At 61.9% G+C, this 26,607-nt stretch carries 28 protein-coding genes; 13 read left to right on the top strand and 15 right to left on the bottom strand.

All coding sequences use genetic code 11. The features are described 5' to 3' along the window. Positions 1-19 precede the first annotated feature (19 nt). Complete coding sequence (locus tag EOC93_RS06125) at positions 20-760, bottom strand: flagellar biosynthetic protein FliO (protein ID WP_164759055.1); 741 nt, start codon at positions 758-760, stop codon at positions 20-22. 306 nt (positions 761-1,066) lie between these two features. Here EOC93_RS06125 and EOC93_RS06120 point away from each other — a divergent pair, with 306 nt between their 5' ends. Beyond that, entirely contained in the window at positions 1,067-3,637 is a 2,571-nt protein-coding gene (locus EOC93_RS06120; protein ID WP_095485324.1) for a PAS domain-containing sensor histidine kinase, read from the top strand. 84 nt (positions 3,638-3,721) lie between these two features. Further along, positions 3,722-4,432 carry a DeoD-type purine-nucleoside phosphorylase gene (locus EOC93_RS06115; RefSeq protein ID WP_127204130.1) on the top strand — a complete coding sequence of 237 codons (711 nt, stop codon included), beginning with the start codon at positions 3,722-3,724 and terminating at the stop codon, positions 4,430-4,432. Here the strand turns inward: EOC93_RS06115 and EOC93_RS06110 are convergent. Next, positions 4,429-4,734 (bottom strand): ribbon-helix-helix domain-containing protein, encoded by a 306-nt coding sequence (locus EOC93_RS06110; protein WP_127204129.1) that lies wholly within the window; start codon positions 4,732-4,734, stop codon positions 4,429-4,431. The genes EOC93_RS06115 and EOC93_RS06110 overlap by 4 nt on opposite strands. Before the next feature lie 262 nt (positions 4,735-4,996). Between EOC93_RS06110 and EOC93_RS06105 the strand changes: the two genes are divergently transcribed. The 3 genes from EOC93_RS06105 (at position 4,997) to EOC93_RS06095 (ending at position 7,620) form a co-directional block, all read left to right on the top strand. Then, positions 4,997-5,392 (top strand): VOC family protein, encoded by a 396-nt coding sequence (locus tag EOC93_RS06105; RefSeq protein ID WP_127204128.1) that lies wholly within the window; start codon positions 4,997-4,999, stop codon positions 5,390-5,392. Between the two features lie 80 nt (positions 5,393-5,472). After that, the gene (locus EOC93_RS06100) at positions 5,473-6,003 is read left to right on the top strand and encodes a gluconate 2-dehydrogenase subunit 3 family protein (RefSeq protein ID WP_127204127.1); all 531 of its coding nucleotides are present in this window, start codon (positions 5,473-5,475) and stop codon (positions 6,001-6,003) included. 45 nt (positions 6,004-6,048) lie between these two features. Then, entirely contained in the window at positions 6,049-7,620 is a 1,572-nt protein-coding gene (locus tag EOC93_RS06095) for a GMC family oxidoreductase (protein WP_126106437.1), read from the top strand. Between the two features lie 69 nt (positions 7,621-7,689). On the opposite strand, the gene EOC93_RS06090 is transcribed toward EOC93_RS06095, so the two are convergent. Beyond that, the gene (locus EOC93_RS06090) at positions 7,690-8,085 is read right to left on the bottom strand and encodes a hypothetical protein (protein ID WP_127204155.1); all 396 of its coding nucleotides are present in this window, start codon (positions 8,083-8,085) and stop codon (positions 7,690-7,692) included. Between the two features lie 301 nt (positions 8,086-8,386). On the opposite strand from EOC93_RS06090, the gene urtA reads away from it, so the two are divergent. From urtA to EOC93_RS06060, 6 genes are all read left to right on the top strand, one after another. Further along, positions 8,387-9,697: an urea ABC transporter substrate-binding protein gene (gene urtA, locus EOC93_RS06085; RefSeq protein ID WP_095485318.1), complete on the top strand. Its 1,311-nt coding sequence runs from the start codon at positions 8,387-8,389 to the stop codon at positions 9,695-9,697. Between the two features lie 125 nt (positions 9,698-9,822). Continuing rightward, complete coding sequence (urtB, locus tag EOC93_RS06080; RefSeq protein ID WP_127204126.1) at positions 9,823-11,439, top strand: urea ABC transporter permease subunit UrtB; 1,617 nt, start codon at positions 9,823-9,825, stop codon at positions 11,437-11,439. Next, positions 11,436-12,668 carry an urea ABC transporter permease subunit UrtC gene (gene urtC, locus EOC93_RS06075; RefSeq protein ID WP_127204125.1) on the top strand — a complete coding sequence of 411 codons (1,233 nt, stop codon included), beginning with the start codon at positions 11,436-11,438 and terminating at the stop codon, positions 12,666-12,668. The genes urtB and urtC overlap by 4 nt, the downstream gene beginning before the upstream one ends. Positions 12,669-12,671: 3 nt before the next feature. Beyond that, positions 12,672-13,418: an urea ABC transporter ATP-binding protein UrtD gene (gene urtD, locus EOC93_RS06070; RefSeq protein ID WP_095485315.1), complete on the top strand. Its 747-nt coding sequence runs from the start codon at positions 12,672-12,674 to the stop codon at positions 13,416-13,418. 70 nt (positions 13,419-13,488) lie between these two features. Then, positions 13,489-14,184, top strand: coding sequence for an urea ABC transporter ATP-binding subunit UrtE (urtE, locus tag EOC93_RS06065; RefSeq protein ID WP_095485572.1), 696 nt, complete (start codon positions 13,489-13,491; stop codon positions 14,182-14,184). Positions 14,185-14,671: 487 nt separating this feature from the next. Continuing rightward, positions 14,672-14,848 carry a hypothetical protein gene (locus EOC93_RS06060; RefSeq protein ID WP_095485313.1) on the top strand — a complete coding sequence of 59 codons (177 nt, stop codon included), beginning with the start codon at positions 14,672-14,674 and terminating at the stop codon, positions 14,846-14,848. A 38-nt stretch (positions 14,849-14,886) separates the two neighbouring features. On the opposite strand, the gene EOC93_RS06055 is transcribed toward EOC93_RS06060, so the two are convergent. The 8 genes from EOC93_RS06055 to EOC93_RS06020 all read right to left on the bottom strand — a co-directional run bounded on the left by EOC93_RS06055 (position 14,887) and on the right by EOC93_RS06020 (position 23,053). Continuing rightward, positions 14,887-16,038 (bottom strand): GGDEF domain-containing protein, encoded by a 1,152-nt coding sequence (locus EOC93_RS06055; protein WP_127204124.1) that lies wholly within the window; start codon positions 16,036-16,038, stop codon positions 14,887-14,889. A 96-nt stretch (positions 16,039-16,134) separates the two neighbouring features. Beyond that, complete coding sequence (locus EOC93_RS06050) at positions 16,135-16,941, bottom strand: DUF72 domain-containing protein (protein WP_127204123.1); 807 nt, start codon at positions 16,939-16,941, stop codon at positions 16,135-16,137. Positions 16,942-16,967: 26 nt separating this feature from the next. Beyond that, positions 16,968-17,438, bottom strand: coding sequence for a GNAT family N-acetyltransferase (locus EOC93_RS06045; protein WP_127204122.1), 471 nt, complete (start codon positions 17,436-17,438; stop codon positions 16,968-16,970). 37 nt (positions 17,439-17,475) lie between these two features. Beyond that, the gene (uvrA, locus tag EOC93_RS06040) at positions 17,476-20,397 is read right to left on the bottom strand and encodes an excinuclease ABC subunit UvrA (RefSeq protein ID WP_127204121.1); all 2,922 of its coding nucleotides are present in this window, start codon (positions 20,395-20,397) and stop codon (positions 17,476-17,478) included. 828 nt (positions 20,398-21,225) lie between these two features. Next, entirely contained in the window at positions 21,226-21,495 is a 270-nt protein-coding gene (locus tag EOC93_RS06035) for a hypothetical protein (RefSeq protein ID WP_095485571.1), read from the bottom strand. Positions 21,496-21,617: 122 nt separating this feature from the next. Then, positions 21,618-22,223 carry an ATP-dependent Clp protease proteolytic subunit gene (locus EOC93_RS06030; RefSeq protein WP_095485308.1) on the bottom strand — a complete coding sequence of 202 codons (606 nt, stop codon included), beginning with the start codon at positions 22,221-22,223 and terminating at the stop codon, positions 21,618-21,620. A 21-nt stretch (positions 22,224-22,244) separates the two neighbouring features. Beyond that, entirely contained in the window at positions 22,245-22,742 is a 498-nt protein-coding gene (locus EOC93_RS06025) for an SRPBCC domain-containing protein (protein WP_095485307.1), read from the bottom strand. Next, entirely contained in the window at positions 22,739-23,053 is a 315-nt protein-coding gene (locus EOC93_RS06020) for a metalloregulator ArsR/SmtB family transcription factor (RefSeq protein WP_095485306.1), read from the bottom strand. Before EOC93_RS06020 ends, EOC93_RS06025 begins: the two co-directional genes overlap by 4 nt. A gap of 236 nt (positions 23,054-23,289) precedes the next feature. Between EOC93_RS06020 and ssb the strand changes: the two genes are divergently transcribed. Both ssb and EOC93_RS06010 read left to right on the top strand, forming a co-directional pair. Beyond that, complete coding sequence (gene ssb, locus EOC93_RS06015; protein WP_127204120.1) at positions 23,290-23,814, top strand: single-stranded DNA-binding protein; 525 nt, start codon at positions 23,290-23,292, stop codon at positions 23,812-23,814. Between the two features lie 127 nt (positions 23,815-23,941). Continuing rightward, the gene (locus EOC93_RS06010) at positions 23,942-24,367 is read left to right on the top strand and encodes an OsmC family protein (protein ID WP_127204119.1); all 426 of its coding nucleotides are present in this window, start codon (positions 23,942-23,944) and stop codon (positions 24,365-24,367) included. 51 nt (positions 24,368-24,418) lie between these two features. Here the strand turns inward: EOC93_RS06010 and EOC93_RS06005 are convergent, their stop codons facing one another. The 4 genes from EOC93_RS06005 to EOC93_RS05990 all read right to left on the bottom strand — a co-directional run bounded on the left by EOC93_RS06005 (position 24,419) and on the right by EOC93_RS05990 (position 26,570). Further along, positions 24,419-24,817, bottom strand: coding sequence for a DUF4440 domain-containing protein (locus EOC93_RS06005; protein WP_245461379.1), 399 nt, complete (start codon positions 24,815-24,817; stop codon positions 24,419-24,421). Continuing rightward, complete coding sequence (locus EOC93_RS06000; RefSeq protein ID WP_029352879.1) at positions 24,814-25,443, bottom strand: MarC family protein; 630 nt, start codon at positions 25,441-25,443, stop codon at positions 24,814-24,816. The genes EOC93_RS06005 and EOC93_RS06000 overlap by 4 nt, the downstream gene beginning before the upstream one ends. Positions 25,444-25,623: 180 nt before the next feature. Continuing rightward, on the bottom strand, positions 25,624-26,001 hold the full coding sequence (locus EOC93_RS05995) for a VOC family protein (protein WP_127204118.1): 378 nt from the start codon (positions 25,999-26,001) through the stop codon (positions 25,624-25,626). A gap of 32 nt (positions 26,002-26,033) precedes the next feature. Then, entirely contained in the window at positions 26,034-26,570 is a 537-nt protein-coding gene (locus EOC93_RS05990; RefSeq protein ID WP_127204117.1) for a hypothetical protein, read from the bottom strand. Between the last annotated feature and the right edge of the window lie 37 nt (positions 26,571-26,607).

Raw genomic sequence — 26,607 nt, 5'->3', positions numbered from 1 at the left:
TGGGCCGGTTCCTGGCCGGTTACCGTTTCTGGCTGGAGAGCTCGCCGAGAAGCTTCGTCATCTCGTCATCGAGAGACGGCGGCACCTTTGCCGCCGGCTTACTCTCCGGCTTGGCGGGCTGTGGTTCGTCAAGCGAGACCTCGAGTTCCCTCATCAACGTATCGTCGATAGAATCCTGCCTTGCCGGGGAATCCTGTCTTGCCGGCGATGGCGCGTGTCGAACGGCATTGGCGTTCGCCGATCCATAGGCGGGCAGCGGCGTGATCGTCGCCGACTGATGGTTTTGCGCTGCTGGCTTCGGCGCCTGCGCCGTCTGATAGGGCCGGACAGGCGTTGGGGCCGCGCTTACCGGCTGCGGAGGCGGTGCTTGCCTCACTGGCGCAGGAGCGGGTTGAGGGGCGGGCGGCCGCGGTGCCAGCTGATGGCCGCCGCCATCTCCGGTCAGTGCAGGACGGCGCAGCGCCGACAGCCTGATGTCGCGTTCGACGACGACGTCGGTCGGACCTCCGATCAGCAGCAGGTGCTCGATATCGTCGCGGCGCACCAGCACCAACCGGCGGTGACTGTCGACAGCGGTGGCGTCCATGACGGCCAATCGTGTCTTGCGGTTCCTGCCGCCGGCGACGAATGTTCCGAAGGTCAGATTGCGGATCAGCTTGATGATAAGGAGAATGATGACCAAAAGGACAAGCGCGACAAGCGTCCACAGGATCGCCGCGGCATAACCAGGACCCGCCACGCTATCCAGCCACTGCAGCATTGGTGCCCCCAATCGTCTTTCGAAGAAGACGCGACACTAAACTGTTGCGGCAGGCCACTGCAAGTTGCCTTTCATGCTTCGTGAACAGCTTGAAACACCACACTGGATTTTCAGCAAGTTGCTGGTGTGACGAATCCGAAAATTCGCCTGGCGCTGCAGCAAGGTGACGCGAATTTCGAATTCACCACACCGGGCGCCGAACGGCCTCATTTTTAGCGGACATTTGCCGCCAAGGCCTTTTCTGGACCTTGAGAATGTGATTCAACCGGGCAGGGGCAAGTACCGGAATTCACGAGCAGGGGGCACATGGCCAAGGAAGCGCGGGGCGATTTCTATCCGGTACCGATCGTCGACCAGAACACGCGACCGGGTGCGGTAACCCGGCTCATCATCTTCATCGTTGTCTTGACGGGCGCCGCGATCGTCTTCGGCCTTTTCCGCGAGCGTCTTGGCGATCCATTCCTGCTTGGAATGCTTGGTGTGCTGGCGATGATCGGCGTCGGCTTCCTGTTCGCCACCGCCATCGGCTTCGTGCAGATCACACCGCGCTCGACGAGCGACGAGCTGTCGAAAGCCTTCGTCGATTCAATGTCGCAAGGTCTTCTCGTCACCGACACCAAAGGGCGTGTCGTTTACGCCAATCGGGCCTATGCCGACATGACGGGCGCGGCGTCGGCGGCGGATCTCAAGACGGTCGAAGGGTTGCTGTCCGATGTTCCCGAGGCCTCGGTGACCATATACCGGCTCGCCTCCGGCCTGCGCGACGGCCAGCCCGGCGACGGGGAGTTTCGGCTTGCTCAATCCATTCGACCCGGCGCCGAGCCGGGCGCGCGCTGGTATCGCGCCCGCGCCCGCGCCTTCAGCGTCCCGGGCCAGCGGCTGCCTTTGCTCGCCTGGCAACTCGCCGACATCTCGGAAGAACGGGCCGAGCAGGAGCGGTTCTTCCTCGACCTGCAAAAGGCTATCGACCATCTCGACCACGCGCCGGCCGGCTTCTTTTCGGCCGACCAGGAAGGGCGCGTCACTTACATCAATGCCACGCTTGCGGAGTGGCTGGGCATCGACCTGACGAGCTTCACGCCCGGTGCCGTCACGCTTCCGGAGATCGTCGCCGGCGACGGCATGGCGCTGGTCCGCTCGGTCAAGGCCGATCCCGGCACCACGCGCAACGCGGTCATCGATCTCGATCTGACGACAGTGAAGGGCGAGGCGCTGCCCGTGCGTTTCATGCATCGGGTGTCGGCCAGCCGCGAGGGCGTCAACGGTCCGACGCGCACCATCGTGCTCAACCGGACGCAAGGCGAGGACGCTTCCGCCGATCTTCGCGCCTCGGAGATACGCTTCACCCGCTTCTTCAATTCGACGCCGATGGCAATAGCGGCTGTCGACAACGGCGGACGCATCTTGCGCACCAACGCGCCTTTCCTGTCGCTGTTTTCCTCCGTCGTCGATGGGGACGCGGTCGATCGGCGCGTGCGGCTGGACACGGTGATCCATGAGCGCGACCGGCCCGCCTTTGCCGTGGCGTTTGAAAAGGCGCGACAACGGCAGGCCGACATCGAACCGATCGATACGCTGCTGCCCGGCAATGAGGAGCGGCACATGCGCTTCTACGTCAACGCGGTTGCCGACGGCACCAGCGAGGGCGCCGAAGAATCGGCCATCGTCTACGCCGTCGAAACCACCGAGCAGAAGGCGCTCGAAGGCCAGATGGCGCAAAGCCAGAAGATGCAGGCGGTCGGCCAGCTTGCCGGCGGCATTGCCCACGACTTCAACAATGTGCTGACCGCCATCATCATGGCGTCGGACCTTTTGTTGACCAACCACCGCCCGTCGGACCCGTCCTTCCCGGACATCATGAACATCAAGCAGAATGCCAACCGGGCGGCCTCGCTGGTGCGGCAGCTTCTGGCCTTCTCACGCAAGCAGACGCTGCGGCCGGAGGTGCTCAACCTGACCGATGTGCTTGCCGATCTCCGGATGCTGCTGGCCCGCCTGGTCGGCAACGACATCAAGCTGAAGGTCGATCATGGCCGCGACCTGTGGCCGGTGAAGGTCGATATCGGGCAGTTCGAGCAGGTGGTGGTCAATCTGGCGGTCAATGCGCGCGATGCGATGCCGGCCGGCGGCGACCTCACCGTGCGCACCCGGAACGTGACCACCGAGGAGAGCAAGAGCCTTTCCTACCGAGAGCTTGCGCCGGCCGACTATGTCGTGGTCGAAGTCGAAGACACCGGCAGCGGCATCGCCCCCGAAGTGCTCAAGAAGATTTTCGAACCTTTCTTCACCACCAAGGAGGTCGGCAAGGGCACCGGCCTCGGCCTGTCCATGGTCTATGGCATCATCAAGCAGACGGGCGGCTTCATCTTCTGCGATTCCGAAGTCGGCAAGGGATCCGTGTTCCGCATCTTCTTGCCGCGCTACATTGCAGAGGCGAGAAAGGCAGGCGAACCCGGCGAGGCGCCGGCTGCACCGGCAAAGATCGCCGACGCAGCCAAGGATTTGTCGGGCTCGGCCACGGTGCTGCTCGTCGAGGACGAGGATGCCGTGCGCATGGGCGGCATGCGAGCGTTGACGTCGCGCGGCTACACTGTCCACGAAGCGTCCTCGGGCGTCGAGGCGCTGGAAGTCTTCGAGGCGCTTGGCGGCAAGGTCGACATCGTCGTTTCCGACGTGGTGATGCCTGAAATGGACGGGCCGACGCTGCTTGGCGAATTGCGCAAGCGGCAACCGGACATCAAATTCGTCTTCGTTTCTGGTTACGCCGAGGATGCGTTCGCCAAAAACCTGCCGGCAGACGCGCATTTCGGTTTCCTGCCGAAGCCGTTTTCGCTCAAGCAACTGGCCACAATCGTGAAGGATGTGCTTGAATCTTAGGGTTTGCTAATCTCGCACTTGCGTAATGACGCGAGGCTGCCATGATTGCGGGTGAAACGGACGGCGGGTTTTGGGGAGCATGCCGTGACGCCGCACAACGAGGCAGGCAAGGGTGATTACGCCGCAACAGTGCTGTTGCCAGGCGATCCGCAACGCGCCGAATGGATGGCGCAAACCTTTCTGGAGGCGCCGCGCTGCGTCAACCGTCGCAGGGAGGCCCTCGGTTTTACCGGCCTGTTTCGCGGTAAGCCCATCAGCATCCAGGCAACGGGCATCGGTGTCCCGTCGTTCCTGATCTACGTGCATGAGCTGCTCGACTTCTACGGCGTCAGGACGCTGATCCGCACCGGTACCTGTGGCGCTCTGACCGCCGGGCTGAAACTGCGCAGCCTGGTGATCTCGCAGTCGGTACGAGGTGAGAGTGCAGAGAGCGGCCAGGTTTTCGGGCTCTACAACGATGCTGCCGCCCCCGATCCGGCACTATTCGTCCGCGCCTTGGCCAAGGCTGCCGAACTCGACATCGAGCATCAGGCCGGGCTGACGGCCTGCAGCGACATATTCTATCATCCCCAGGGACGGACCCGCTTTGCCGAGGTGCAGGCTGAAGGCGCGCTAGCGGTGGATATGGAGACCAGCGCGCTCTATCGCATCGCGGCACATTTCGGCGCCCGGGCGCTGTCGATCCTGACCGTCGTCGACAATGTGGTGACCGGCGAGCAAACCGACTATTCCGAACGCCAGGCGCTTTTCACCGACATGACTCGGCTGGCGCTCGACGTTGCAGCCGAAAACTAGGCTGCTTGCCGCTTAGGCGCCGTGTGTTCTTCGATGCCTGGCCGATGGCCTTTCAGATAGAGAGCACAGGTCGTGCGCAACATCGACGCGAAGTTCGGAATCTGGCCGTTGATCTCGATGGCCTCGTCATAGAGCTTCGAGATGAATTTCGGCGTCGTCAGACCCTGGCTGTCGGCGATCTCGTCGAGCAAAGCCCAGAACGTCGCCTCGAGCTGGATGCTGGTCGAGTGCCCGTCGATACGGATCGATCGGTTGATCTGTCGATAGCCCTCCGGATCCTGCCCGGCAAAAACCCTGCACATCGGTTACCTCCCTTCTTGTTGGCTTTGGCCATTCTTGTTGATTTTTGGGCGCAATCAGCAGTGATTCGCGCCTTTGAGCAGTGCCTATCGTGACCAATTATCTTCAGCTGGAAAGCGGAAAACAGCAATCGGACTTTCGTCCTTAAGCAGGATGCCACGCGGTCGTTAGATTAGCGCGTGGTAATCGGCTGCCACCATCTTTGCCGAAACGCGCGCATAATCATTCCGACGCGCATATGGCGCTGCTGCAAGGGAGTGTCATTTGGCGAAGGCGATCCACACTATGATCCGGGTTCTGGAAGAGGCCCGGTCCGTCGATTTCTACCGGAAAGCCTTTGGGATGGATGTCGCCGAACGACTCGATTTCGATACTTTCACGCTCGTCTATCTGAGCAATGCCGAGGCGGAGTTCGAGCTCGAGCTCACCGTCAACAAGGGCCGTGAAGAGCCTTATGCGCTCGGTGAGGGCTACGGCCATCTCGCGGTTTCGGTCATCGATCTGGACAGCGAACACGACCGGCTTGGCGCGCTTGGCCTGAACCCGAAAAAGATCGTCGAGTTCAATCGCGACGGAGCGCTGCTCGCGCGCTTCTTCTTCATCGAGGATCCCGACGGCTACAAGATCGAGGTCCTGCAGCGTCGGGGCCGGTTCAAATAGGAGATATCGCGGCCGCGCCGACCTGCGCGGCGCCAGCAACGGCACCTTCACGGTGCAAATAGCAAGCAAGGGAGGAAGAAATGGTCACGATTTACGAAAGCAAGCCCGGGCTGTCGCGCCGCGAGCTTCTGAAACGCGGCGGTGTCGGCGCATTGCTGGTCATTTCAGGCAGCGCCGTCATCAGTCCGCAACATGCCTGGGGTCTCCAAACATCCGCGCTAAAGCCCGAAACCATGGCGACCCTGATCCAGATGGCGCGCGACATCTATCCGCACGACCAGGTGCCTGACAAATATTACGCAATCGCCGTCAAGGCCCACGATGAGCAGGCAGGCAAAGACCCGGCCCACAAGGATCTCATCGAAAAGGGCATCGCCGATCTCGACCTGAAGTCTGGCAAGGACGGCTACACCGGTCTCGGCTGGGAGGAGCAGCGCGTCGCGGTGCTGAGAGAGATCGAGGACACGCCGTTCTTCCAGGCGGTCCGCGGCGGACTTGTCGTCGGCCTCTACAACCAGAAGGAGGTCTGGCCGATTTTTGGCTACGAAGGCGAGTCCTACTCCAAGGGCGGCTACATGGCGCGCGGGTTCGACGATATCGAGTGGCTCTGAGCCTCTCGTCGCAACCGCACACAACAGACATCATGGGAGGAAACCATGGCAGCACCATTTGATCTCAAGAACGATGGCGTGGTCGTCATCATCGGCTCGGGCGCCGGCGGCGGCACGCTCGGCAACGAGCTTGCCCAGAAGGGCATCGATGTCGTCATCCTGGAGGCGGGCGGCCGCCACGAATACGAGGATTTCATCAACGACGAGTGGGATTCATTCGCCCAGCTCGCCTGGACGGACAAGCGCACGACCTCGGGCGACTGGCGGGTGGCGAAGGATTTTCCAAACTTGCCGGCCTGGATCGTCAAGTCGGTCGGCGGTTCGACCACGCACTGGGCAGGCGCCTCGCTGCGCTTACAGGAGCACGAATTCAAGACGCTCTCGACCTACGGAAAGCTGGATGGCGCCAACCTGCTCGACTGGCCGATCACGCTTGCCGATCTTGAACCCTACTACGCAAAGGCCGAAGACAAGCTCGGCGTGACACTCACCAACAACATCCCAGGCCTTCCCGGCAACAACAACTTCAAGGTGATGAAGGCCGGCGCCGACAAGCTCGGCTACAAGGAGTGCCACACCGGCCGGATGGCGATCAACTCCGAGCCGCGCGACGACCGCAATGCTTGCCAGCAGACTGGCTTCTGCTTCCAGGGCTGCAAATGGGGCGCCAAGTGGTCGACACTGTATACCGAAATCCCGAAGGGCGAGGCGACCGGTCATCTCGAGGTCAGGCCGAATGCCATGGCTATCAAGATCAACCACGATGCGTCAGGCAAGGTGACCGGCGTCGTCTATGCCGACAAAGACGGCAAACTCCAGGAACAGAAGGCCCGCATCGTCGCCGTCGCCGGAAATTCGATCGAGAGCCCACGGCTGCTGCTCAATTCAGCATCGAGCCAGTTTCCCGACGGCCTTGCCAATTCGTCGGGACAGGTCGGCAAGAACTACATGCGCCACACCACGGGCTCGGTCTACGGCATCTTCGACAAGCCGGTGCATATGTATCGCGGCACCACCATGGCCGGTATCATTCGCGACGAGGCCCGCAACGATCCCTCGCGCGGCTTCGTCGGCGGCTACGAGCTAGAGACGCTGTCGCTCGGCCTGCCGTTCATGGCCGCCTTCCTTGACCCCGGCGGCTGGGGACGTTCCTTCACCACGGCGCTCGATCATTACGACCATATGGCCGGCATGTGGATCGTCGGCGAAGACATGCCACGCGAGGAAAACCGCATCACGCTGCATGCCGATATCAAGGACGAGCACGGCATGCCGGTGGCGGATGTCCATTTTGACGACCATGCCAACGACACCGCGATGCGCAACCACGCCTACAAACAGGGCTCGGCGCTGTACGCGGCGGTCGGGGCGACGCGGACCTTCCCGACGCCGCCCTATCCGTCGACCCACAATCTCGGCACCAACCGGATGAGCGAAAAGGCGGCCGACGGGGTCGTCAACAAGCATGGCCAGGCGCACGACATCAAGAACCTGTTCGTGTCGGACGGCAGCCAGTTCACCACCGGCGGTGCTGAAAATCCGACATTGACGATCGTGTCGCTGGCGATCCGTCAGGCCGATTATATCGCTGAACAGATGTCGGCTAAGAGCATCTAGCCGTAGCCCCTCCCGGCTGTCTGCTGGCGCGGGGCCTCGCAAGGTTCCGCGCCTCTTTTTGTCGGCTGTTCAACGTTTCGTGCAGGTCGAGGCGGTGAAGGCGCCGTCAGGCTGCTTCATGATGATGTCGAAGGATGGGCTGGTTTGGCCGTCCAGGGTGGCTTGCGTAAGCGAGATCGAGTTGCCGCCGGTCGTGTAGCCGCCCAACGGGCCTAGCCAGGTGATCTCGCCGTTTGCATTCATCTGATAATTGTAAGCCTGCGGAGCGGTCCCGAAGGTCACCGGGCCGCTATAGACGTTTCCTTTGATGATGATATCGCCAAGGCTGAGGAACATGCCAAGCAGATAGACTTCGCAGTGATAGGTGCCGTCGGGCAATTTGCCGTCGGTGAAGTCGGCGTGTGCGCCGCCGGTGGCCGCAGCCAGGAGCACTATGCTGAAAATACGAGAAATCCTGGGGGCCATGACGTCGCTCTTTTGAAGATCGAGCTTGCCCCATTTTCCTGCAGCGCTGCAACGGTTCGCGATCGTCGATGTGTCGTTGCTCAAAAAAAGTGCATTAGTTGGCATGTGAGCAAAATTTAGGCGGCGGCGGGTCATTTTCTCTCAAGCGGAACACGGGCGGCGGCGCTCATCTTTAGCGGCTAATATATTAACCGGCTGATAGAGCTAGGAAATCTCAGCCCACTCAATTTTGCTCCTGGGGTTGGCACAGCCGTTGCATGTTCTGTTTGCGATGCGATCAACCAGCTTGGGAGTTTGAAATATGAGGGGCAGTTTCTCGACAATAACAAAAATGTTTTCGGCAGGCGTGGTCACGGCCGGCCTGCTGATGAGCGTCCCCGCCAGAGCGGCTGACGACACGATCAAGGTGGGCATTCTCCATTCGCTGTCGGGGACCATGGCGATTTCGGAGACGACGCTGAAGGACGCCATGCTGATGCTCATCGAAGAGCAGAACGCAAAGGGCGGCCTGCTTGGCAAGAAACTCGAAGCGGTCGTCGTCGATCCGGCTTCCAACTGGCCGCTGTTCGCCGAAAAGGCACGCGAGCTGATCTCCAAGGACAAGGTCGCGGCGGTGTTCGGCTGCTGGACCTCCGTGTCGCGCAAGTCGGTGCTGCCGGTGTTCAGCGAGCTCGACAACATCCTGTTCTATCCCGTCCAGTATGAGGGCGAGGAGAGCGAGCGCAACGTGTTCTACACCGGCGCGGCGCCGAACCAGCAGGCCATTCCGGCCGTCGACTACCTGATGAGCGAGGATGGCGGTTCGGTGAAGCGCTGGGTGCTTGAAGGCACCGACTACGTCTATCCGCGCACCACCAACAAGATCCTCGAAGCCTATCTGAAGGCCAAGGGCGTCGCCGCCGAAGACATCATGGTCAACTACACGCCGTTCGGCTTCTCCGATTGGCAGACCGAGGTCTCGGCGATCAAGAAGTTCGGCTCGGCCGGCAAGAAGACCGCCGTCGTCTCGACCGTCAATGGCGACGCCAACGTGCCGTTCTACAAGGAACTCGGCAACCAGGGCATCAAGGCCGAGGATATCCCGGTCATGGCCTTCTCGGTCGGCGAGGAAGAGCTTGCCGGTCTCGACACCACGCCGCTCGTCGGCCATCTCGCCGCCTGGAATTACTTCCAGAGCATCGACACGCCGGAGAATGCGAAGTTCATTGCCGACTGGCACAAGTTCATCAAGAACGACAAGCGCACCACCAACGACCCGATGGAAGCCCACTATGTCGGCTTCAACATGTGGGTGAAGGCTGTCGAGAAGGCCGGCACCACTGATCCTGACAAAGTCATCGACGCCGTGGTCGGCGTCTCGGTGCCGAACCTGACCGGTGGTTATTCGACCATGATGCCGAACCACCACATCACCAAGCCGGTGCTGATCGGCGAAATCCAGGCCGACGGCCAGTTCGAGACCGTCTCGCAGACGCCCGGCCTGGTGATGGGCGACGAGTGGTCCGACTACCTGCCTGATTCCAAGGACCTGATCTCCGATTGGCGCGCGCCTCTGTCCTGCGGCAACTTCAATGTCGCTACCGGCAAGTGCGGCGGCAAGGGAACCAACTGATCCTCCCGGGTCTGACGGTCGTGGATTTCTCCACGACCTAGACCGCGAAGCGTCCGGGCGAGCTCCTCCTCTCCTCGAGTCCGCCCGGACGCGAATTTCAACCCTTCGAGAGCCTCCAGAAACCGATGACCTTCATCCGCGCAATTGGGCTGACGCTGCTGCTCCTCCTGGGGATGCTGTCGCCGTCGAATGCTGCCGAAGCGGATCTGCGCGCCATCATCGCCAAATTCGCCACTGCCTCGAATTTTTCGGCGATCGAAGCTGTCGTGCGCGAGCTCGCGGCCACCGGTGATACCGCCGTCGAGCGCCCGCTTGGCGCGCTTGCGGAGGGCGATCTTTACGTCCGCAAGACCGATTCGCAGGTTTTCATCGGTAAGGAAGGTGGCGGTAGCGTTGAGCTGCTCGACCCGCTGAGCGGTGAAAAGTCCGGCGATGCGGCCAAGGGCGAGATCACCAAGATCAAGGTCAACAATACGCTGCGCCGCGCCGTCCGCGATGCTTTGGGCACGCTGACGCTCGGCGCGAAAGACCCGGCTGCGCGCATCGCTGCCGCCGACACCATGTTCAAGACACCCGATGCCACAAACATCGAGCCACTCGATGCCGCAATCGCCAGCGAAACCGTGGCAAGCGTCAAAGCGCTGCTCGAACAGGCCCGCGCCGCATCCGTTCTGGTGTCGGACAGGCCGGAGGCCGACAAGCTGGCGGCGATCGCCCTGATCGGCGCGCGCGGCGACCGCGACGCGCTGTCCCTGCTCACCTCCGTCGAGGCCAATTCCGAGGGCGCGGTCAAGGACGCGGCGACGGCGGCGATCGCCAACATCAATTCGACGCTGGCGCTGTGGGATGCTGGCCAGAACATCTGGTACGGCATTTCGCTGGGGTCGGTGCTGCTGCTGGCAGCGATTGGCCTTGCCATCACCTTCGGCGTCATGGGCGTCATCAACATGGCGCATGGCGAGATGGTCATGCTCGGCGCCTACACGACCTTTGTCGTGCAGGAAGTGATCCGCAATTCCTTTCCCGGCCTGTTCGACTGGTCGCTGGCCATCGCACTGCCGCTCGCCTTCCTCGTCGCGGCGCTCGTCGGCCTTGCCATCGAGCGCGGCGTCATCCGTTTCCTCTACGGCCGGCCGCTGGAGACGCTGCTGGCGACATGGGGCGTCTCGCTGATCCTGCAGCAGGCCGTGCGCACCATCTTCGGGCCGACGAACCAGGAGGTCGGCAACCCGTCGTGGATGTCCGGTTCGTTCGATATCGGTCAGCTTGCCGTGACCTGGAACCGGCTCTGGATACTGGTATTCGCGCTCGGCGTGTTCGCGGTGCTGCTCTATGTGATGAAGCGCACGCCCTGGGGCCTGCAGATGCGCGCCGTCACCGCCAACCGCCGCATGGCCGCATCGATGGGGATCAGGACGCCATGGGTCGACGCGCTGACCTTTGCATTGGGGTCCGGCATAGCTGGCATTGCCGGCGTCGCGCTCAGCCAGATCGACAATGTCTCGCCCAATCTCGGCCGCGGCTACATCATCGACAGCTTCATGGTCGTCGTCTTCGGCGGCGTCGGCAATCTCTGGGGCACGCTGGTCGGTGCCTTCTCGCTCGGCATCGTCAACAAGTTCCTCGAACCATATGCCGGTGCAGTCCTTGGCAAGATCGTCGTCCTGGTCCTCATCATCCTGTTCATCCAGAAACGCCCGCGCGGCCTGTTCGCGCTGAAGGGCAGATCGGTGGAAGCATGATCACGGGACGCTTCTTCGCTGCTGGCGCCGACCGCCGCATCGCCATCACGATCTTCATCCTGCTGACGGTCGCCATCGTCGTGCCGCTGCTCAATCTTGCGGTCTCGCCGACAAGTGCGTTCTACGTGCCGTCCTATATCGTCGCGCTTACCGGGAAATATCTCTGCTACGCGCTGCTCGCCTTGGCGCTCGATCTCGTCTGGGGCTATTGCGGCATCCTCTCGCTCGGCCACGGCGCCTTCTTCGCGCTCGGCGGCTATGCGATGGGCATGTATCTGATGCGCCAGATCGGCTCGCGCGGCGTTTACGGCAATCCGCTGCTGCCGGATTTCATGGTGTTCCTGAACTACAAGGAATTGCCATGGTTCTGGTACGGTTTCGACCATTTCTGGTTTGCCGCGATCATGGTGCTTGCGGTGCCCGGCCTGCTCGCCTTCGTCTTCGGCTGGTTCGCCTTCCGCAGCCGCGTCACCGGCGTCTATCTGTCGATCATCACCCAGGCGATGACCTATGCGCTGCTGCTTGCGTTTTTCCGCAACGACATGGGTTTCGGCGGCAACAACGGCCTGACCGATTTCAAGGATATTCTGGGCTTCAACGTGCAGGCCGATGCAACACGCTCGGCATTGTTCGCGGCCAGCGCCGTCACGCTCGCGCTCGCCGTCTACGTCACCTGGGCAATCGTCGGTTCAAAATACGGCAAGCTGCTGATGGCGGTGCGCGACGCCGAGAGCCGCACGCGCTTTCTCGGCTGGCGGGCGGAGAACGTCAAACTGTTCGCCTTCACCGTGTCAGCTGTCATGGCCGGCATTGCCGGTGCGCTCTACGTGCCGCAGGTCGGCATCATCAATCCGGGCGAGTTCGAACCGTCCAATTCGATCGAGGTCGTGGTATGGGCGGCCGTCGGCGGGCGCGGCACCATCGTCGGGCCGATCATCGGCGCGCTCGTGGTCAATGCCGGAAAATCCTGGTTCACCGGCGTGCTGCCGGAGTTCTGGCTGTTTGCGCTGTGCGGACTGTTTGTCGCCGTCACGCTGTTCCTGCCCAAGGGCATTATCGGCATGTGGGATTCCTGGCGCGGCAATGCCAAGGCGCTGCGCGCGGCATCCATCGCCGAGGAAGCCGGCACCGATCCTGACGTCCCGGCGCCGCCGAAGGTCGTTCGCGGTGCCGCGAGAACGCCTGGCGACTGGTCTGGATCCAGCCCCGAACCGCAGCCGGCGGAGTGAGCGATGTCGAAGAGCAACACCATCCTCTATCTCGACGGCGTCTCAGTTTCCTTCGACGGCTTTCGCGCCATCAATAATCTGTCGCTGGTGCTCGACAAGGGCGAGATGCGCGCGATCATCGGCCCCAACGGCGCCGGCAAGACCACGATGATGGACATCGTCACCGGCAAGACGCGGCCCGACGCGGGCGAGGTTTATTTCGACGGCGAGGTCGACCTGACGAAACATGACGAGGCCGAGATCGCCATGATGGGCATCGGCAGGAAATTCCAGAAGCCGACCGTCTTCGAAAGCCACACGATCGAGGAGAATCTGATGCTGGCGCTGAAAGGCCCGCGCTCGATCTTCCCGGCACTGTTCCATCGCCGGTCGGCCGCGGAAGTGCGGCAGATCGACGACATCCTCGGCATCATCCGGCTCGGCGACAAACGCGACGAAATCGCAGCCAATCTCAGCCACGGACAAAAGCAATGGCTGGAGATCGGCATGCTGCTGGCGCAGGATCCGAAGCTGCTGCTGGTCGACGAACCGGTCGCCGGCATGACCGATGCCGAGACCGAGGAGACCGCGCGGCTGCTCAAGGATATTGCGCGCGACCATTCGGTCATCGTCGTCGAGCACGACATGCATTTCGTGCGCGAGCTCGGCGTCAAGGTCACCTGCCTGCACGAAGGCTCGGTCTTGTCCGAAGGCTCGCTCGATTTCGTCTCGGCCGACGAGCGTGTCGTCGAAGTCTATCTGGGGAGATGATCATGGTCTGGCGCGTTCCGTTTCATCATTTCGACCTTTCGTTCTTCAGGCGTTGGAGAAGGCGCTGACCATGCTCGAAGTCTCCAACGCCACGCTCCACTATGGCGCCGCCCAGGCACTGCGCGGCGTCTCGCTGAAGGCCGGCGCGGGCAAGATCACCTGCGTGCTCGGCCGCAACGGCGTCGGCAAAACCAGTTTGATGAGATCGATCGTCGGCCACCACCGGCTGACGAGCGGAAGTGTTGCCTTCGAGGGGAAGGCGCTCGACCGGAGCGCGGCGTATGATCGCGCCCGGTCGGGCATCGCATTTGTGCCGCAGGGCAGGGAGATCTTCCCGCTGCTCACCGTGCGGGAAAACCTCGAATCGGGCTTTGCGCCGTTGAAGCGCGCCGATCGCAACATTCCCGGCCACATCTTCGAATTGTTCCCGGTGCTGAAGCAGATGCTCGGCCGCCGGGGCGGTGATCTTTCCGGCGGCCAGCAGCAGCAGCTTGCCATCGGCAGGGCGCTGGTGATGCGGCCGAAGCTGCTGGTGCTCGACGAGCCGACCGAAGGCATCCAGCCGTCGATCATCAAGGATATCGGCCGCGCCATCCGCTATCTGCGCGACCAGGCAGGCATCGCTGTGCTGCTGGTCGAACAGTACCTCGATTTCTGCCGTGAACTGGCGGACGAGGTCAACATCATGGACCGCGGCCTGATCGTCCACACCGGCCCGGCCGAGGATCTCGACCGCGCGGACGTCAGGAAATTCCTGACCGTTTAGTATCGCAAACCTCTAGAATTAGCCGAACCATCCCTCCCTTCGTCATCCTGGGGCGAAGCAAGGAGCGAAGCGACGCGGCGCAGACCCCAGGATCCATGCCGCGCCGTCGGTCAAAGAATGCAGCGGTCAAGAACAGAAGCCGTTTTTCCGGCGCGCCCTATCCTGGATTCTGTGCGTGGCGATGCTCTGAAGTCACGGCATGGATCCTTGGGGTCTTCGCTCCGCTTCGCGTCGCTGCGCCCAAGGATGGCGAAATCACAAAGGCCTACGAGACTTTCTTCAATCACATCGTTTGCAACTCTAGCGCGCCGAAGATTGCATGCTAGGCTTTACTTGGCCTTGTTGAGTCGGCCGCTTTCCGTATCAGTCTCGTTGACAGATCAAGGTGAGGCGCGGGCTCATCTGGCATGTTCCATGCAAGCAACCTTCTCCCTGCGATCTGATCGTTGTTCAATGCATTTTGGGGCACTTGGGCCCGGGACAGCCGATGGAACGTTATGTCGAGGACTACCAGAAACGACGGCTCACCGAGCGCGTTGACATCATGACCGCCATCAACATTCTGAAATCGCAGGGATATGACCACGACGAGCTGATTGCCGAGATCACCAAGGTCTTCTACGTCGATCTCGATGCCTACAACGAGGTCGTCATGGCGGCATAAGAGCTGGCGGAGGGGCGGCTGCCCGCGCCGCCAAGCGGCTAGCTCGCGCGTCGGAATGTCGAAGCCTCGACGCGGTTGCGACCGCCGCGCTTGGCAGCATAGAGCGCCTTGTCGGCGGCGCTGAGCACTTCGTCGAAGCTCATGCCGTCCTTGCTGCCGAAAGCGTATCCGGCGCTGACCGTGCATGTCAGGTGACGGGTTTCGGTCTCGATGACACGCGCGGCGAAGGCGGTGCGTATACGCTCGGCGGTGAATTCCACCGTTTCGGGCAGGGTGCGCTTCAGAACCAGCGCGAATTCCTCTCCGCCCATGCGCGCGGCGACATCGGTCGGGCGAAGGTTCTCGACGAGTTCCTTGGCGAACACCTTCAGCACCTGATCGCCCGTGGCGTGGCCGAATTCGTCATTGATGGCCTTGAAGCCGTCGAGGTCGAACACGACCACCGCCGTGAAGGCCCCAATTGGGGCGCTGCCATTGAGATCGAACAGGGCGCGGCGATTGAGCAGGCCGGTCAGCGGATCGGTCAGCGCATCCAAACGGTGATGTCGGGCCAGACGGCCCTGGTTGAGCGCCAGCGAAAGGGCACCGATGCCGGTCATGCTGGCGATGACAATGACGAGGCTCAGATCTTCGGCCCAGTTGCTCGGCGCATGTCCGAGGACAAGCTTCCCATCCCACGCAAGAGCCACGGCGCACAGCACAAAGGAAACGCCGGTGGTCGAGTAGAGCACGGAGAGGCCGATGATCGGGACTGGGGCTTCGGCGCGCCCGATCCAGTACTGATAGGCCGTTGCAAACAGAAGCAGGGCGGCAAGGAGATTTTCGAACATGAAGCCGAGCCCGTCATATCCGAGCGCCATCGGCGGCAGCGCCAGGGCAAGCGAGATGCAGCTGCCGAGAACCGTCAGCGGGATCGGCGATCGGCCTGACCTGAACTGGTAGGCGGCACCCAGCATGGTCGAGAACCCAACCAGGAGCAGCGCGAACGTCGCGATGCCGAGGATGCGTCCGGGCGTCTCGATATAATCCTTGTAGATAAAAACATCGCCGACGACCAACAAGGCGCTGATCGCCCATGTCAGCAGGAACTTTTCCGTTCGTGCAGTCAGCCAGATGCCGAACAACGTCAGGCTCAGGCAGGCGGCGGAAAAACCGACGGCCAGCAGAAGTGAGTGGTAGTCGAGCGACATGCCCTAACCCGCGGCTGCCCTAGCTCCGCGGATTCATGCAGCAAGGAGGTATCGATAAGGTTACGAAGGTGATGAAGATGTCACAATTCGAGGCCGTCAGCCTGTGACGCGTTTCATCAGCGCCATCGCGCCGAAGGGCGCACGGACCTTGCCTTCGGTGATGAAGTAGACGAACACATCGCGCGGCTTTACCGGTGCGTCGGTCGACGGATCGGCGCGCGGCAGGTCGGCCGGCACCTTGCCTCCCGCCCAGGTTTTTGCGCGCGCCGCCCATTCGTCGAGCGCCTTTGGCGTGTAGCAGTCGGGATTGTCGTCGCTGCCGGTCTGCAACCGGGCATAGATGAAATCGCCGGTGACATCGGCGATCCCAGGATATTTGGCGTGGTCGGCGTAGACGATCGCGACCTTGTATTTGCGCCCCAGTGCGGCGAATTCCGGCACGATGAAGCTGTCGTTGCGCACCTCCACCGCATGGCGCAGGGCCACGCCGTCCTGCTTTTCCGGCAAAAGCTTGAGGAAGGCTTCGAAATCGTCCGGGTCGAATTTTTTGGTTGGCGCGAACTGCCACAGGATCGGGCCGAGCTTGTCGCCCAGCGCGGCGACGCCCGACCCCAGGAAGCGCATCATGGACTCGCCGGCCTCGCCGAGCACGCGGCGGTTGGTGACGAAGCGGTTGCCTTTCAGCGAGTAGACGAAGCCGTCCGGCGCCTCACCAGCCCATTTGACGAAGGTCGGCTCCTTGAAGCTCGAATAATAGGTGCCGTTGACCTCGATGCTCGGCACCTGCCGAGTTGCGTAGTGCAGTTGCTTCGCCTTGGACAGCTTGTCCGGATAGAAGGACGTGTCCCACGGCTCGAAGGTCCAGCCGCCCATGCCGGCGCGGATTTTTCCTGATTGGGTCATTGTCGTCCTCCCGAGTTTGAAATGGATCAGGCCGTAGCGATCGTCTCGACAGTCTTCGCCATGTCGACGATCGTCCATCCTGGCCGGTATGGATTGGGCCGACGACCCGTTTCGTGAAAGCCATACTCTTTGTAGAGCGCGATGTTCCGCTCCATCTTCGCGTTTGTATAGAGCCGCACCTCGGGCAACCTCCACGCCCGTGTCTGCTCGTCCGCGAAGTTGAGCAGCGCGATGCCAAAGCCCTTGCCCTGAAAGGCAGGGCAGACGGCGACGGAGAAGATCATCGTGTGATCTGGGTGGCGTTCGAGGACAATCAGTCCGGCCGGCTCGCCGCCGCTTTCCAGCAGCCAGGCCTCATCGCGCTGGATCCGCGGCGCATAGTCCTCTGTCACCGGGATCGGCGGCGCGCCCAGCAACGCAGTGTAGGGCGCGTAGGCGGCGGTGGTCAGCTGGACGACAGCATCAAGATCACCGGCAAGCGCTCTTCTGATCTTCATTTGAAGGTTCTTCCAAACGCCGCCAGCCAGTCCTCATTCACTCCGCCGCTTCGCGCTTGCCTCCGGGGCGCCGTTCCAGCAATTCCCGCAGGAACTGGCCGGTGTAGCTGCGCTTCTCGCGGACGATGTCCTCCGGCGTGCCGGAGGCCACCAGCTCGCCACCGCCGTCGCCGCCTTCGGGGCCTAGATCGAGCACCCAGTCGGCGGTCTTGATCACTTCGAGATTGTGCTCGATGACGACCACCGTGTTGCCCTGGTCGACCAGCTCGTGCAGCACTTCGAGCAGCTTGGCGACGTCGTGGAAATGCAGGCCGGTGGTCGGCTCGTCGAGGATGTAGAGCGTCTTGCCGGTCGCCTTGCGCGACAGCTCCTTGGCGAGCTTGATGCGCTGCGCCTCGCCGCCCGACAAGGTCGTCGCCTGCTGGCCGACATGGATGTAGCCGAGGCCGACCTGTTTCAGCGTCTCCAGCTTGTCGCGCACGCCGGGTACTGCGGCGAAGAAGTCGACGCCTTCCTCGACCGTCATGTCGAGCACGTCGGCAATCGACTTGCCCTTGAACAAGACGTCGAGCGTCTCTCTGTTATAGCGCTTGCCGTGGCAGACGTCGCAGGTGACGTAGACGTCGGGCAGGAAGTGCATCTCGATCTTGATGACACCGTCGCCCTGGCAGGCCTCGCAGCGGCCGCCCTTGACGTTGAACGAGAAGCGGCCGGGCTGATAGCCACGCGCCTTGGACTCCGGCAGGCCGGCAAACCAGTCGCGGATCGGCGTGAAGGCGCCGGTGTAGGTGGCAGGGTTGGAGCGCGGCGTCCGTCCGATCGGCGATTGGTCGATATCGATGACCTTGTCGAGGAATTCGAGGCCCTCGATGCGGTCGTGCTCGGCCGGATGCTCGCGCGAGCCCATGATGCGGCGAGACGCCGCCTTGAACAGGGTCTCGATCAGGAAGGTCGATTTGCCGCCGCCGGAGACGCCGGTGACGGCGGTGAAGGTGCCGAGCGGGATTTCGGCGGTGACGTTCTTCAGATTGTTGCCACGTGCGCCGACAATCTTCAGGCGCCGGCTCTTCTTGGCCTCGCGCCGCACGGCCGGCGTCGCCACTTCGAGCTCGCCGGACAAATATTTGCCGGTGATCGAGGCAGGGCTTGCCATGATCTGCTGCGGTGTTCCCTGCGCGATGATGTGGCCGCCATGGATGCCGGCGGCCGGGCCGATATCGACGACATAGTCGGCATGCAGGATGGCGTCCTCGTCATGCTCGACGACGATCACCGTGTTGCCGATGTCGCGCAGATGCTTCAACGTATCGAGCAGGCGCGCATTGTCGCGCTGATGCAGGCCGATTGACGGCTCGTCCAGCACGTAGAGCACGCCGGTAAGGCCGGAGCCGATCTGCGAGGCCAGCCGAATGCGCTGGCTCTCGCCGCCCGACAGCGTGCCGGAATTGCGCGACAGTGTCAGATAGTCGAGCCCGACATCGTTGAGGAAGCGCAGCCGCTCGCGGATCTCCTTGAGCACGCGCACCGCGATCTCGTTCTGCTTGTCGCTGAGCGAGGCGGGTAGCTCGGTGAACCAATGGTCGGCCTTGCGGATCGACAGCTCGGTGATCTCGCCGATGTGCTTTCCGGCGATCTTCACCGCAAGCGATTCCGGCTTCAGCCGGTAGCCGCGACAGGCCGGGCAAGGCGTGGCCGACATGAAGCGCTCGATCTCCTCGCGCATCCAGGCGGAGTCGGTCTCCTTCCAGCGCCGTTCGAGATTGGGAATGACACCTTCGAAGGTCTTGGTCGTCTTGTAGGAGCGCAGGCCGTCATCGTACTGGAAGGTGACCTCGCGCTCGCCGGTGCCATGCAGGATGGCTTGCTTTGCCTCTTCGGTCAGATCCCTGAACTTGTCGCCGAGCTTGAAGCCATACGCCTTGCCCAGCGCCTCGAGCGTCTGCACGTAATAGGGCGAGGTCGATTTCGCCCACGGGCTGACGGCGCCGGCACGCAGGGACAGATTGTCGTCGGGCACGATCAGGCTGGCGTCGATCGCACGCTGGCTGCCGAGGCCATCGCAAGTCGGGCAGGCGCCGAACGGGTTGTTGAAGGAGAACAGCCTGGGCTCGATCTCGGGAATGGTGAAGCCGGATACCGGACAAGCGAACTTTTCCGAGAACAGGATGCGCTCATGCGTCTCGTTCTTCGACTTGTTGACCGAATCCTCGCCGGTCTGGCTGGCATCGAGCGGCCGGTCGGCGAATTCGGCCACCGCCAGCCCGTCGGCGAGCTTCAGCGCGGTTTCGATGGAATCCGCAAGCCGCGTCGCTAGGTCGCCGCGCACGACGATGCGATCGACGACGACGTCGAGGTCATGCTTGTATTTTTTGTCCAGCGCCGGCACGTCGGCGATTTCGTAAAAGACACCGTCGACCTTGACGCGCTGGAAGCCCTTTTTCTGCAGCTCCAGCAGTTCCTTGCGGTACTCGCCTTTGCGGCCACGCACCATCGGCGCCAGGATGAACAGGCGCGTGCCTTCCTCGACCGCCAGCACGCGGTCGACCATTTGCGACACCGTCTGGCTCTCGATCGGCAGGCCGGTGGCCGGCGAATAGGGAATGCCGACGCGCGCGAACAACAGCCGCATGTAGTCGTAGATCTCGGTGACGGTGCCGACCGTCGAGCGCGGGTTCTTCGACGTGGTCTTCTGCTCGATTGAGATGGCCGGCGACAGACCGTCGATCTGGTCGACATCAGGCTTCTGCATCATTTCGAGGAATTGCCTGGCATAGGCTGACAGGCTCTCGACGTAGCGGCGCTGGCCCTCGGCATAGATGGTGTCGAAGGCGAGCGACGACTTGCCGGATCCCGACAGGCCGGTCATGACGATCAGGCTGTCACGCGGCAGGTCGAGATCGACATTCTTCAGATTGTGTTCGCGCGCCCCGCGAATGGAAAGATATTTATGGTCGGCCATCGCCGGTCGCCGCCTCAGATCTGGAATCTCATGGGATGGCGGGTTGTCCCGGCCATCCCCTATGTAGGTAATTTCGTCACCTTTTCGAGAGACGCCACAACTCTCGACCAAAGCCTTTAACCGTCTTTCGCGCGGGCGAGCAAGCGCAAAGAACAAAGACCGAACACGCTCCTGACAAAAGCGTCCATGAAACCAGCTTCACAAACCGCCGTATCATGATGGATTTAAAGTTCCACGCGTTTGCTAGCTCACGAACGCAGCACGGCCGATGCCGCGCTGCTCAAAACTGCAGCGGATTTCGGATTTGCCGTATAAGCGATCACATTTTTTGTAATCGGCTATCCAACTGTTGACGTCTCAGCCTCAGGGAGTCAGACTCCCAAACGTCACCGAAGCCGGCCGTCTTTCGATGGCCTCGCCACCCCAAGGTGGCCTGCTAGACGTCGCAGGCTTTTGCGATATGTGCTTCGGACGACACTGGTCGCGATGGACAGAAGAGGAGAGCAGAAGGAATGACTCCACCGGACAGTCCCTTGAGGTTCCACGTGTCGGTGGAGCCGCGGCAGGCATAAGTGCCAGGGCCAGGCGTTTGCGCCGCCCGACAAACCGTGACCTGTCGATCCTTATAAAAATCAGAGACCACTAGTCGGATCAGCGGCTGAACACCGCGAAGCATCCGAAATCGAACGCCGGCAGTATATTCCCGGCAAGTTGGATTTTAAATCCAAGAAAGCCCCGACCGTTTTGCTGAAGCAACGGCGGGGCTATTCGTTTCAGATGACCGCAAGCGCACGGGCTGCCCTTGTGGCAGCGATGAAGGCAGATGGCCTATCGCCGGGAGGGCTTGATCGAGCCGGCGCTGACATCGAAGGTTAAGCTGCCGGAAATCCTGACATCGGTATCGCCGATCTTGAATTGGCCGTTACCGTTGCCGGGCACGGCATCGTCGGGCTCGGGAGCCGGCTTGGCGATGCGATAGTCGTCGGCCACGCCGGGCAGCGTGCCTTTGTGCGAAGGCGTTGAATTGTCTTCGGCGAACGCCGTGCTGGATGTCATCGCCGCGGCAGCGATGCCGACGACAAGCCTGTTCAAACGCATGCGTGAATCTTTATCGACCATCGAACGACCATATCGCCGCACATGGCCCGAAGCCAGACCGGTGGCGATCAAACTTGCCGAACGGCTTGGCTGTTGTCTCACATGGTGGTTCGGCTACCCCTTCACGCCGCCTGCTTGCGCGTATCGAAAACATGATCGACAAGGCCCCATGTCTTTGCCTCCGCGGCGGTCATGAAATAATCGCGGTCGAGCGTGCGTTCGACCTCCTCGTAAGTGCGGCCGCAGTGATGCGCATAGAGTTCGGTCATGCGCTTCTTGGTGCGCAGGATGCCTTCGGCGTGACGCTGGATATCGGAAGCCTGACCCTGAAAGCCACCCAGCGGCTGGTGCAGCACGATGCTGGTGTTGGGCAGCGCGATGCGCCGTCCCGGCGTGCCCGCCATCAGCAGGAACGAGGCCATCGAGGCGGCAAAACCCATGCAGACGGTGGATACCGGGCTGCGGATATACTGCATCGTGTCGTAGATGGCGAAGCCGCTGGTCACCACGCCGCCCGGCGAATTGATGTAGAGGGATATCTCCTTGTCGGGATTGTCGGATTCCAGCGACAGGAGCTGAGCACAGACCAGTGCCGACACATTGTCGTCGATCGGGCCGTTGATGAAGACGATGCGCTCTCGCAGCAGCCGCGAAAAAATGTCGAAGGCGCGTTCGCCGCGGCTCGACTGCTCGATCACCATTGGCACCAAATTGGCAAAACCGCTCATCGCTTTTCTCCGTTGTGTGGCTCAGGCCGCGCGCAGGAACAGGCGAGGCGTGTTTGCGGCAATTGTCTGTTTGGTGCTGTGTGCGTTGAGCGAAAGCCGGCAACCGCCGCCCACCATCGCAACCGCAGATGTAGCTACCCGCGCAAATCCATCGTGGACGATGCGCAGATGCGTGCCGCCCGACACGGTGCGGTCGAGCGTGAAGGTGACAATGCTATCCATTGGGCTATCCAGCGGGCCGGCGAGCGGATCCGCTGCATTGCCAGGCTCCGGCCGCTCCCGCCAGGAGTAGCGCAGCAGGCGTTCAGGCTCGGCGTCGAGGACTTCGCACTCGATCGGTGCGTCCGGCTTGGCAAAGGCAAAGCGGCTGCCGATCTCGGGCTTGATGTCGTTCGGCATCATCCAGGCCGCGAGCAGGTCCGGCACCGTCAGCGCCCGCCACACTTTTTCTGGCGGGTCTGGAAGCTCGCACTCGAACTCGATCGAGTCCGTCGCGTCCGAATGCTGTTTTGGCGTCATTGATCCATATCCTTCAAAACCGCCTTGAGCCGTTCGATACGCTCGGGCCAGAACGCACGGTAGCGCTCGACCCAGCCGAGCAGAGGGTCAAGCCCTTGCGGATCGGCGCGATAATAGGCGTGGCGGCCGGCTCGCCGCTCGACCACCAGGCCGGCGCCGCGCAGCACCGCGAGATGCTGCGACACGGCCGGTTGCGACACGGTCATGCCGCTGCGCAGTTCCGATACGGTCATCTCGCCGGCGGCGAGCCGTTCGTAGACGGCGCGGCGCGTCGGGTCGGAAAGCGCTCGAAAAATCTCTGCTTCGATCATGATAGAAGCATAAGTCTACACTTATCGATTTGGCAAGCGATCTTTTCGCGCCCATATGAAATGGCGCGGCGAACCCCATCGATTGCTGACATTCCTTGACACTGGGGGTCGATGAGCCTAGAACGAAAAGAGAACAAAAACCTTGTGGGAAAAGGCAGCCGTGGCAGGCGGCGATTGTCCGCAGCCTATAAGGTGAGCGACAGAAATTTTGTTTCGGATGAGCGCGGAGAAGTATCATGGCGGGTAGCGTCAACAAGGTCATTCTGGTGGGCAATCTCGGGGCGGACCCGGAAATCCGCCGTTTGAATTCGGGTGAGCCGGTCGTCAACATCCGCATCGCCACGTCGGAAAGCTGGCGCGACAAGACGTCCGGCGAGCGCAAGGAAAAGACCGAGTGGCACAACGTCGTCATCTTCAACGACCAACTCGCCAAGGTCGCCGAGCAGTATCTGAAGAAGGGTGCGAAGGTTTATGTCGAGGGCCAGTTGCAGACGCGCAAATGGCAGGACCAGACTGGCAATGACCGCTACACCACCGAAATCGTGCTGCAAAAATTCCGCGGCGAGCTGCAGATGCTCGACGCACGCGGGCAGGGCGAGGGCGGTCAGGTCGGTAGCTACGCCGGTGGCGGCAGCAGCCGCGGCTCCGATTTCGGGCAGTCCGGCCCGGGCGAGAGTTTCAATCGCGGCGGCGGTGGCGGCAACAAGGGCGGTGGTGGCGGCGGTTCGTCGCGCGAACTGGACGACGAAATTCCGTTCTGATCCCTCGGAGCGAGCGGCTCTGCCACAACGCTAGCTACTTGAGGCCACGCTTTGGCGTCCCGAAATCTCTCCTGGGGTTTTCGGGACGTTGTGCGTTTGAGTAGTGCGCGGTGAAAGGACTTATCAGGTGAAAGCACGGGTCAAATGGGTCGAGGACCGCACTTTCGTCGGCGAGTCCGGCAGCGGTCACAAGGTGGTGCTGGGGACCGCGTTCGGACCGGACGGCAAGACGCCGGGGCCAAGCCCGATGGAACTGGTACTGCTCGGCACTGGCGGCTGCTCGGCCTATGATGTCGTCCAAATCCTCGAAAAGGGGCGGGAGGCGGTCGAAGACTGCGTGGTCGAACTCGACGCCGACCGGGCGGAGGTCGATCCCAGAGTATTCACGCGCATCCATATGCATTTCATCGTCAAGGGCCGGGCACTCTCGCCCGACAAGGTTAAGCGGGCGATCAATCTTTCGATCGAAAAATACTGCTCGGCCTCGGCAATGATAGCCAAGACCGCCGAGATCACCCACGACTTCGAAGTTATCGACACGACGGCTAAGTAGGATAGCGTCGTCGCGCGAGCTTGACGACGAAGCCCGTATGACGACCGGCGTTCAGGGGCCGTTTGTTTCTTGGGATGCGGCTCGGGTTCCCTGATGGAATATCAATCGCCAGTGTCCATCGGTGCGTTTCCATATGGAACTGCGCAGTGATGGAATAGCTTTTTCTTTCTTGGGCCTTAGCCGGTAAGTCAAAAGCACCACCTCAGGCGCCAATTGAACTGTTCTGACGTCGGTCATTTCCAGCTCATCATCCGGTGCCGGTTCGGCTTTCGACGCAGGAAGCCCTGCCAGAATCGATCTCTTGCCATATTCATTGCCGGATTTTCCGAACTCGATCATGCCGTCGTCGAGCACGGTTTCAAGAAAATCCGGGTCATAGCGGGTCGGCGCCCGCAACAATGCGAGTTCCAGCTCGACGATCTTGGGGTCGGTTACCGTATCTGACATCATGCCGCCATCAGCGCCTTGATGCCGTCGGCGACGAACTGCACGGCGAGTGCCGCCAGGATGACGCCGAGCAACCGCGTCAGGATGGAGCGGCCGGTCTGGCCGAGGATGCGGTCGATGCGCTCGGCCAGCACGAACACCAGATAGGTGATGACAAGGCAGATCGCGATGATGCCGACAAGGGCTGCCTGCGCGCCAAAACCTGGAAATGAGCCGGACAACAGGACGGTCGCCGAAATCGCGCCCGGACCGGCGATCAGCGGGATCGCCAGCGGGAAGGCGGCGATGTTGTGGATCATGTCCTTGGTGATGGCGACATCGCCGATCTTCTCCTTGCGGTCCTGCCTGCGCTCGAACACCATTTCGAAGGCGATGAAAAACAGCAGAAAGCCGCCAGCGACGCGGAAAGCCGGCAGCGTGATGCCGAACACCGACAGGATCGATGCGCCAGCGATTGCGAACAGCGCCATCACCAGGAAGCCGATGATCGAGGCGCGCACGGAAACCTGGTTGCGCTCCTCGCGGTTCATGCCGCGGGTCACCGCGAGGAAGAGTGGTGCCAGGCCAGGCGGATCGATGGTCACGAGAATGGTGACGAAGGCGTTGAACAGGCTGTCGAAGCTCGGCATCTCTGACCCTCCCCGCCGGGCCGTGCCCGAATACTGGCATTGCCCCAATATTGGCATTGCCCAATCTTGGCATTGCCCAATCTTGGCATTGCCCAATCTTGGCATTGGTAGAGCAAAGCAGGGTCAGTGGAAACCGTTTGAGCAGCGGGAGTTCGGCAACCTTGATGAGGCAGGGTGAGCCTAGCCGGCCGCTCCGCAATAGGCCTCGATGCGATAGCCGTCCGGGTCGATGACAAAGGCGGCGTAGTAGTCTTCGCCGTAGCTGGCGCGCAGGCCAGGTGCCCCATTGTCACTGCCGCCCGCACGCAAGGCGCCCGCATGGAAAGCGTCGACGCTGCTCCGCGTCGGCGCCGCAAAGCAGAAATGCAGGCCGGACTCGCCGTCGGCCGAAACCGGGCGCTGAGCCTCGTTCACCCACAGCGACACCGCCTCCGCACCATAGCCGAGCGAGCCCGGCGACTGGCTGAGACAGGTATAGCCAAGCGGCTTCAGCGCGGCATCATAAAAACGCTTCGAGGCGTCGGTATCGCGGACGCCGATCGAGACATGATCCAGCATCTTTTTCTCCTTTTTTACAATACGTTGGGCCGTCAGTTTCCAGTCGTGCGCCGCGCCAGGAACTCGACTTCGAGCCGCCAGGTCGCGCCATCGTTCTGTGAGCGTTCGCCCAGCCAGCGGAACGAATTTTCGGTAATGCGGGAAAAGCTCCAGCGCACCGAGGCGCCGGTGCCGTCTGCGCCTTGCTGGACGATGGTGTCGCCCTCGGCGCGGCCGAGCTGACGGCTGTAATATTGGGTGCGCGGATCGCTCCAGAAGATGTGCCAGGCGTCGACGCCGGGGTCATAGACGCGCAGTGTCGTGCCATAGAAGGTCCATTTGCCGAGCGACGGCGAGGGGCCGGCGTCGCGTGCTGGCAGGATCCATACGTCCTGGATTGCGCGGCCCTCGAGCACCCAGCCGAAATGCACCTCGCCGCGCCCGGTCAGCACCTGGCCGTCTTCGAGATGGCGCGTGGCATCGAATGTCCAGGCGCCGACGAAGCGGCCGTAAAGGTTCAGTTTTTCGGCAAGGTCCCCCGCAGGCCCGTCGCTGTGCAGGGCTTCGGCAAAGGAAGATGAATTGAGCATGATTTCGACCTCATCTTGGCAGGAGCCCCGTCTTGTC

Origin of the sequence: Mesorhizobium sp. M6A.T.Ce.TU.002.03.1.1, from assembly GCF_003997275.1 — a bacterium.
In the GTDB taxonomy this organism is placed as follows: Bacteria; Pseudomonadota; Alphaproteobacteria; order Rhizobiales; family Rhizobiaceae; genus Mesorhizobium; species Mesorhizobium mediterraneum.
This window is presented reverse-complemented; position numbering and strand designations above follow the sequence as displayed.

Coding starts and splice junctions, on each gene's coding strand:
- EOC93_RS06125 (WP_164759055.1), bottom strand. CDS start 760: ATGCTGCAGTGGCTGGATAGCGTGGCGGGTCCTGGTTATGCCGCGGCG.
- EOC93_RS06120 (WP_095485324.1), top strand. CDS start 1,067: ATGGCCAAGGAAGCGCGGGGCGATTTCTATCCGGTACCGATCGTCGAC.
- EOC93_RS06110 (WP_127204129.1), bottom strand. CDS start 4,734: ATGTGCAGGGTTTTTGCCGGGCAGGATCCGGAGGGCTATCGACAGATC.
- EOC93_RS06100 (WP_127204127.1), top strand. CDS start 5,473: ATGGTCACGATTTACGAAAGCAAGCCCGGGCTGTCGCGCCGCGAGCTT.
- EOC93_RS06095 (WP_126106437.1), top strand. CDS start 6,049: ATGGCAGCACCATTTGATCTCAAGAACGATGGCGTGGTCGTCATCATC.
- EOC93_RS06090 (WP_127204155.1), bottom strand. CDS start 8,085: ATGGCCCCCAGGATTTCTCGTATTTTCAGCATAGTGCTCCTGGCTGCG.
- urtA (WP_095485318.1), top strand. CDS start 8,387: ATGAGGGGCAGTTTCTCGACAATAACAAAAATGTTTTCGGCAGGCGTG.
- urtB (WP_127204126.1), top strand. CDS start 9,823: ATGACCTTCATCCGCGCAATTGGGCTGACGCTGCTGCTCCTCCTGGGG.
- urtC (WP_127204125.1), top strand. CDS start 11,436: ATGATCACGGGACGCTTCTTCGCTGCTGGCGCCGACCGCCGCATCGCC.
- urtD (WP_095485315.1), top strand. CDS start 12,672: ATGTCGAAGAGCAACACCATCCTCTATCTCGACGGCGTCTCAGTTTCC.
- urtE (WP_095485572.1), top strand. CDS start 13,489: ATGCTCGAAGTCTCCAACGCCACGCTCCACTATGGCGCCGCCCAGGCA.
- EOC93_RS06060 (WP_095485313.1), top strand. CDS start 14,672: ATGGAACGTTATGTCGAGGACTACCAGAAACGACGGCTCACCGAGCGC.
- EOC93_RS06055 (WP_127204124.1), bottom strand. CDS start 16,038: ATGTCGCTCGACTACCACTCACTTCTGCTGGCCGTCGGTTTTTCCGCC.
- EOC93_RS06050 (WP_127204123.1), bottom strand. CDS start 16,941: ATGACCCAATCAGGAAAAATCCGCGCCGGCATGGGCGGCTGGACCTTC.
- EOC93_RS06045 (WP_127204122.1), bottom strand. CDS start 17,438: ATGAAGATCAGAAGAGCGCTTGCCGGTGATCTTGATGCTGTCGTCCAG.
- uvrA (WP_127204121.1), bottom strand. CDS start 20,397: ATGGCCGACCATAAATATCTTTCCATTCGCGGGGCGCGCGAACACAAT.
- EOC93_RS06035 (WP_095485571.1), bottom strand. CDS start 21,495: ATGCGTTTGAACAGGCTTGTCGTCGGCATCGCTGCCGCGGCGATGACA.
- EOC93_RS06030 (WP_095485308.1), bottom strand. CDS start 22,223: ATGAGCGGTTTTGCCAATTTGGTGCCAATGGTGATCGAGCAGTCGAGC.
- EOC93_RS06025 (WP_095485307.1), bottom strand. CDS start 22,742: ATGACGCCAAAACAGCATTCGGACGCGACGGACTCGATCGAGTTCGAG.
- EOC93_RS06020 (WP_095485306.1), bottom strand. CDS start 23,053: ATGATCGAAGCAGAGATTTTTCGAGCGCTTTCCGACCCGACGCGCCGC.
- ssb (WP_127204120.1), top strand. CDS start 23,290: ATGGCGGGTAGCGTCAACAAGGTCATTCTGGTGGGCAATCTCGGGGCG.
- EOC93_RS06005 (WP_245461379.1), bottom strand. CDS start 24,817: ATGATGTCAGATACGGTAACCGACCCCAAGATCGTCGAGCTGGAACTC.
- EOC93_RS06000 (WP_029352879.1), bottom strand. CDS start 25,443: ATGCCGAGCTTCGACAGCCTGTTCAACGCCTTCGTCACCATTCTCGTG.
- EOC93_RS05995 (WP_127204118.1), bottom strand. CDS start 26,001: ATGCTGGATCATGTCTCGATCGGCGTCCGCGATACCGACGCCTCGAAG.
- EOC93_RS05990 (WP_127204117.1), bottom strand. CDS start 26,570: ATGCTCAATTCATCTTCCTTTGCCGAAGCCCTGCACAGCGACGGGCCT.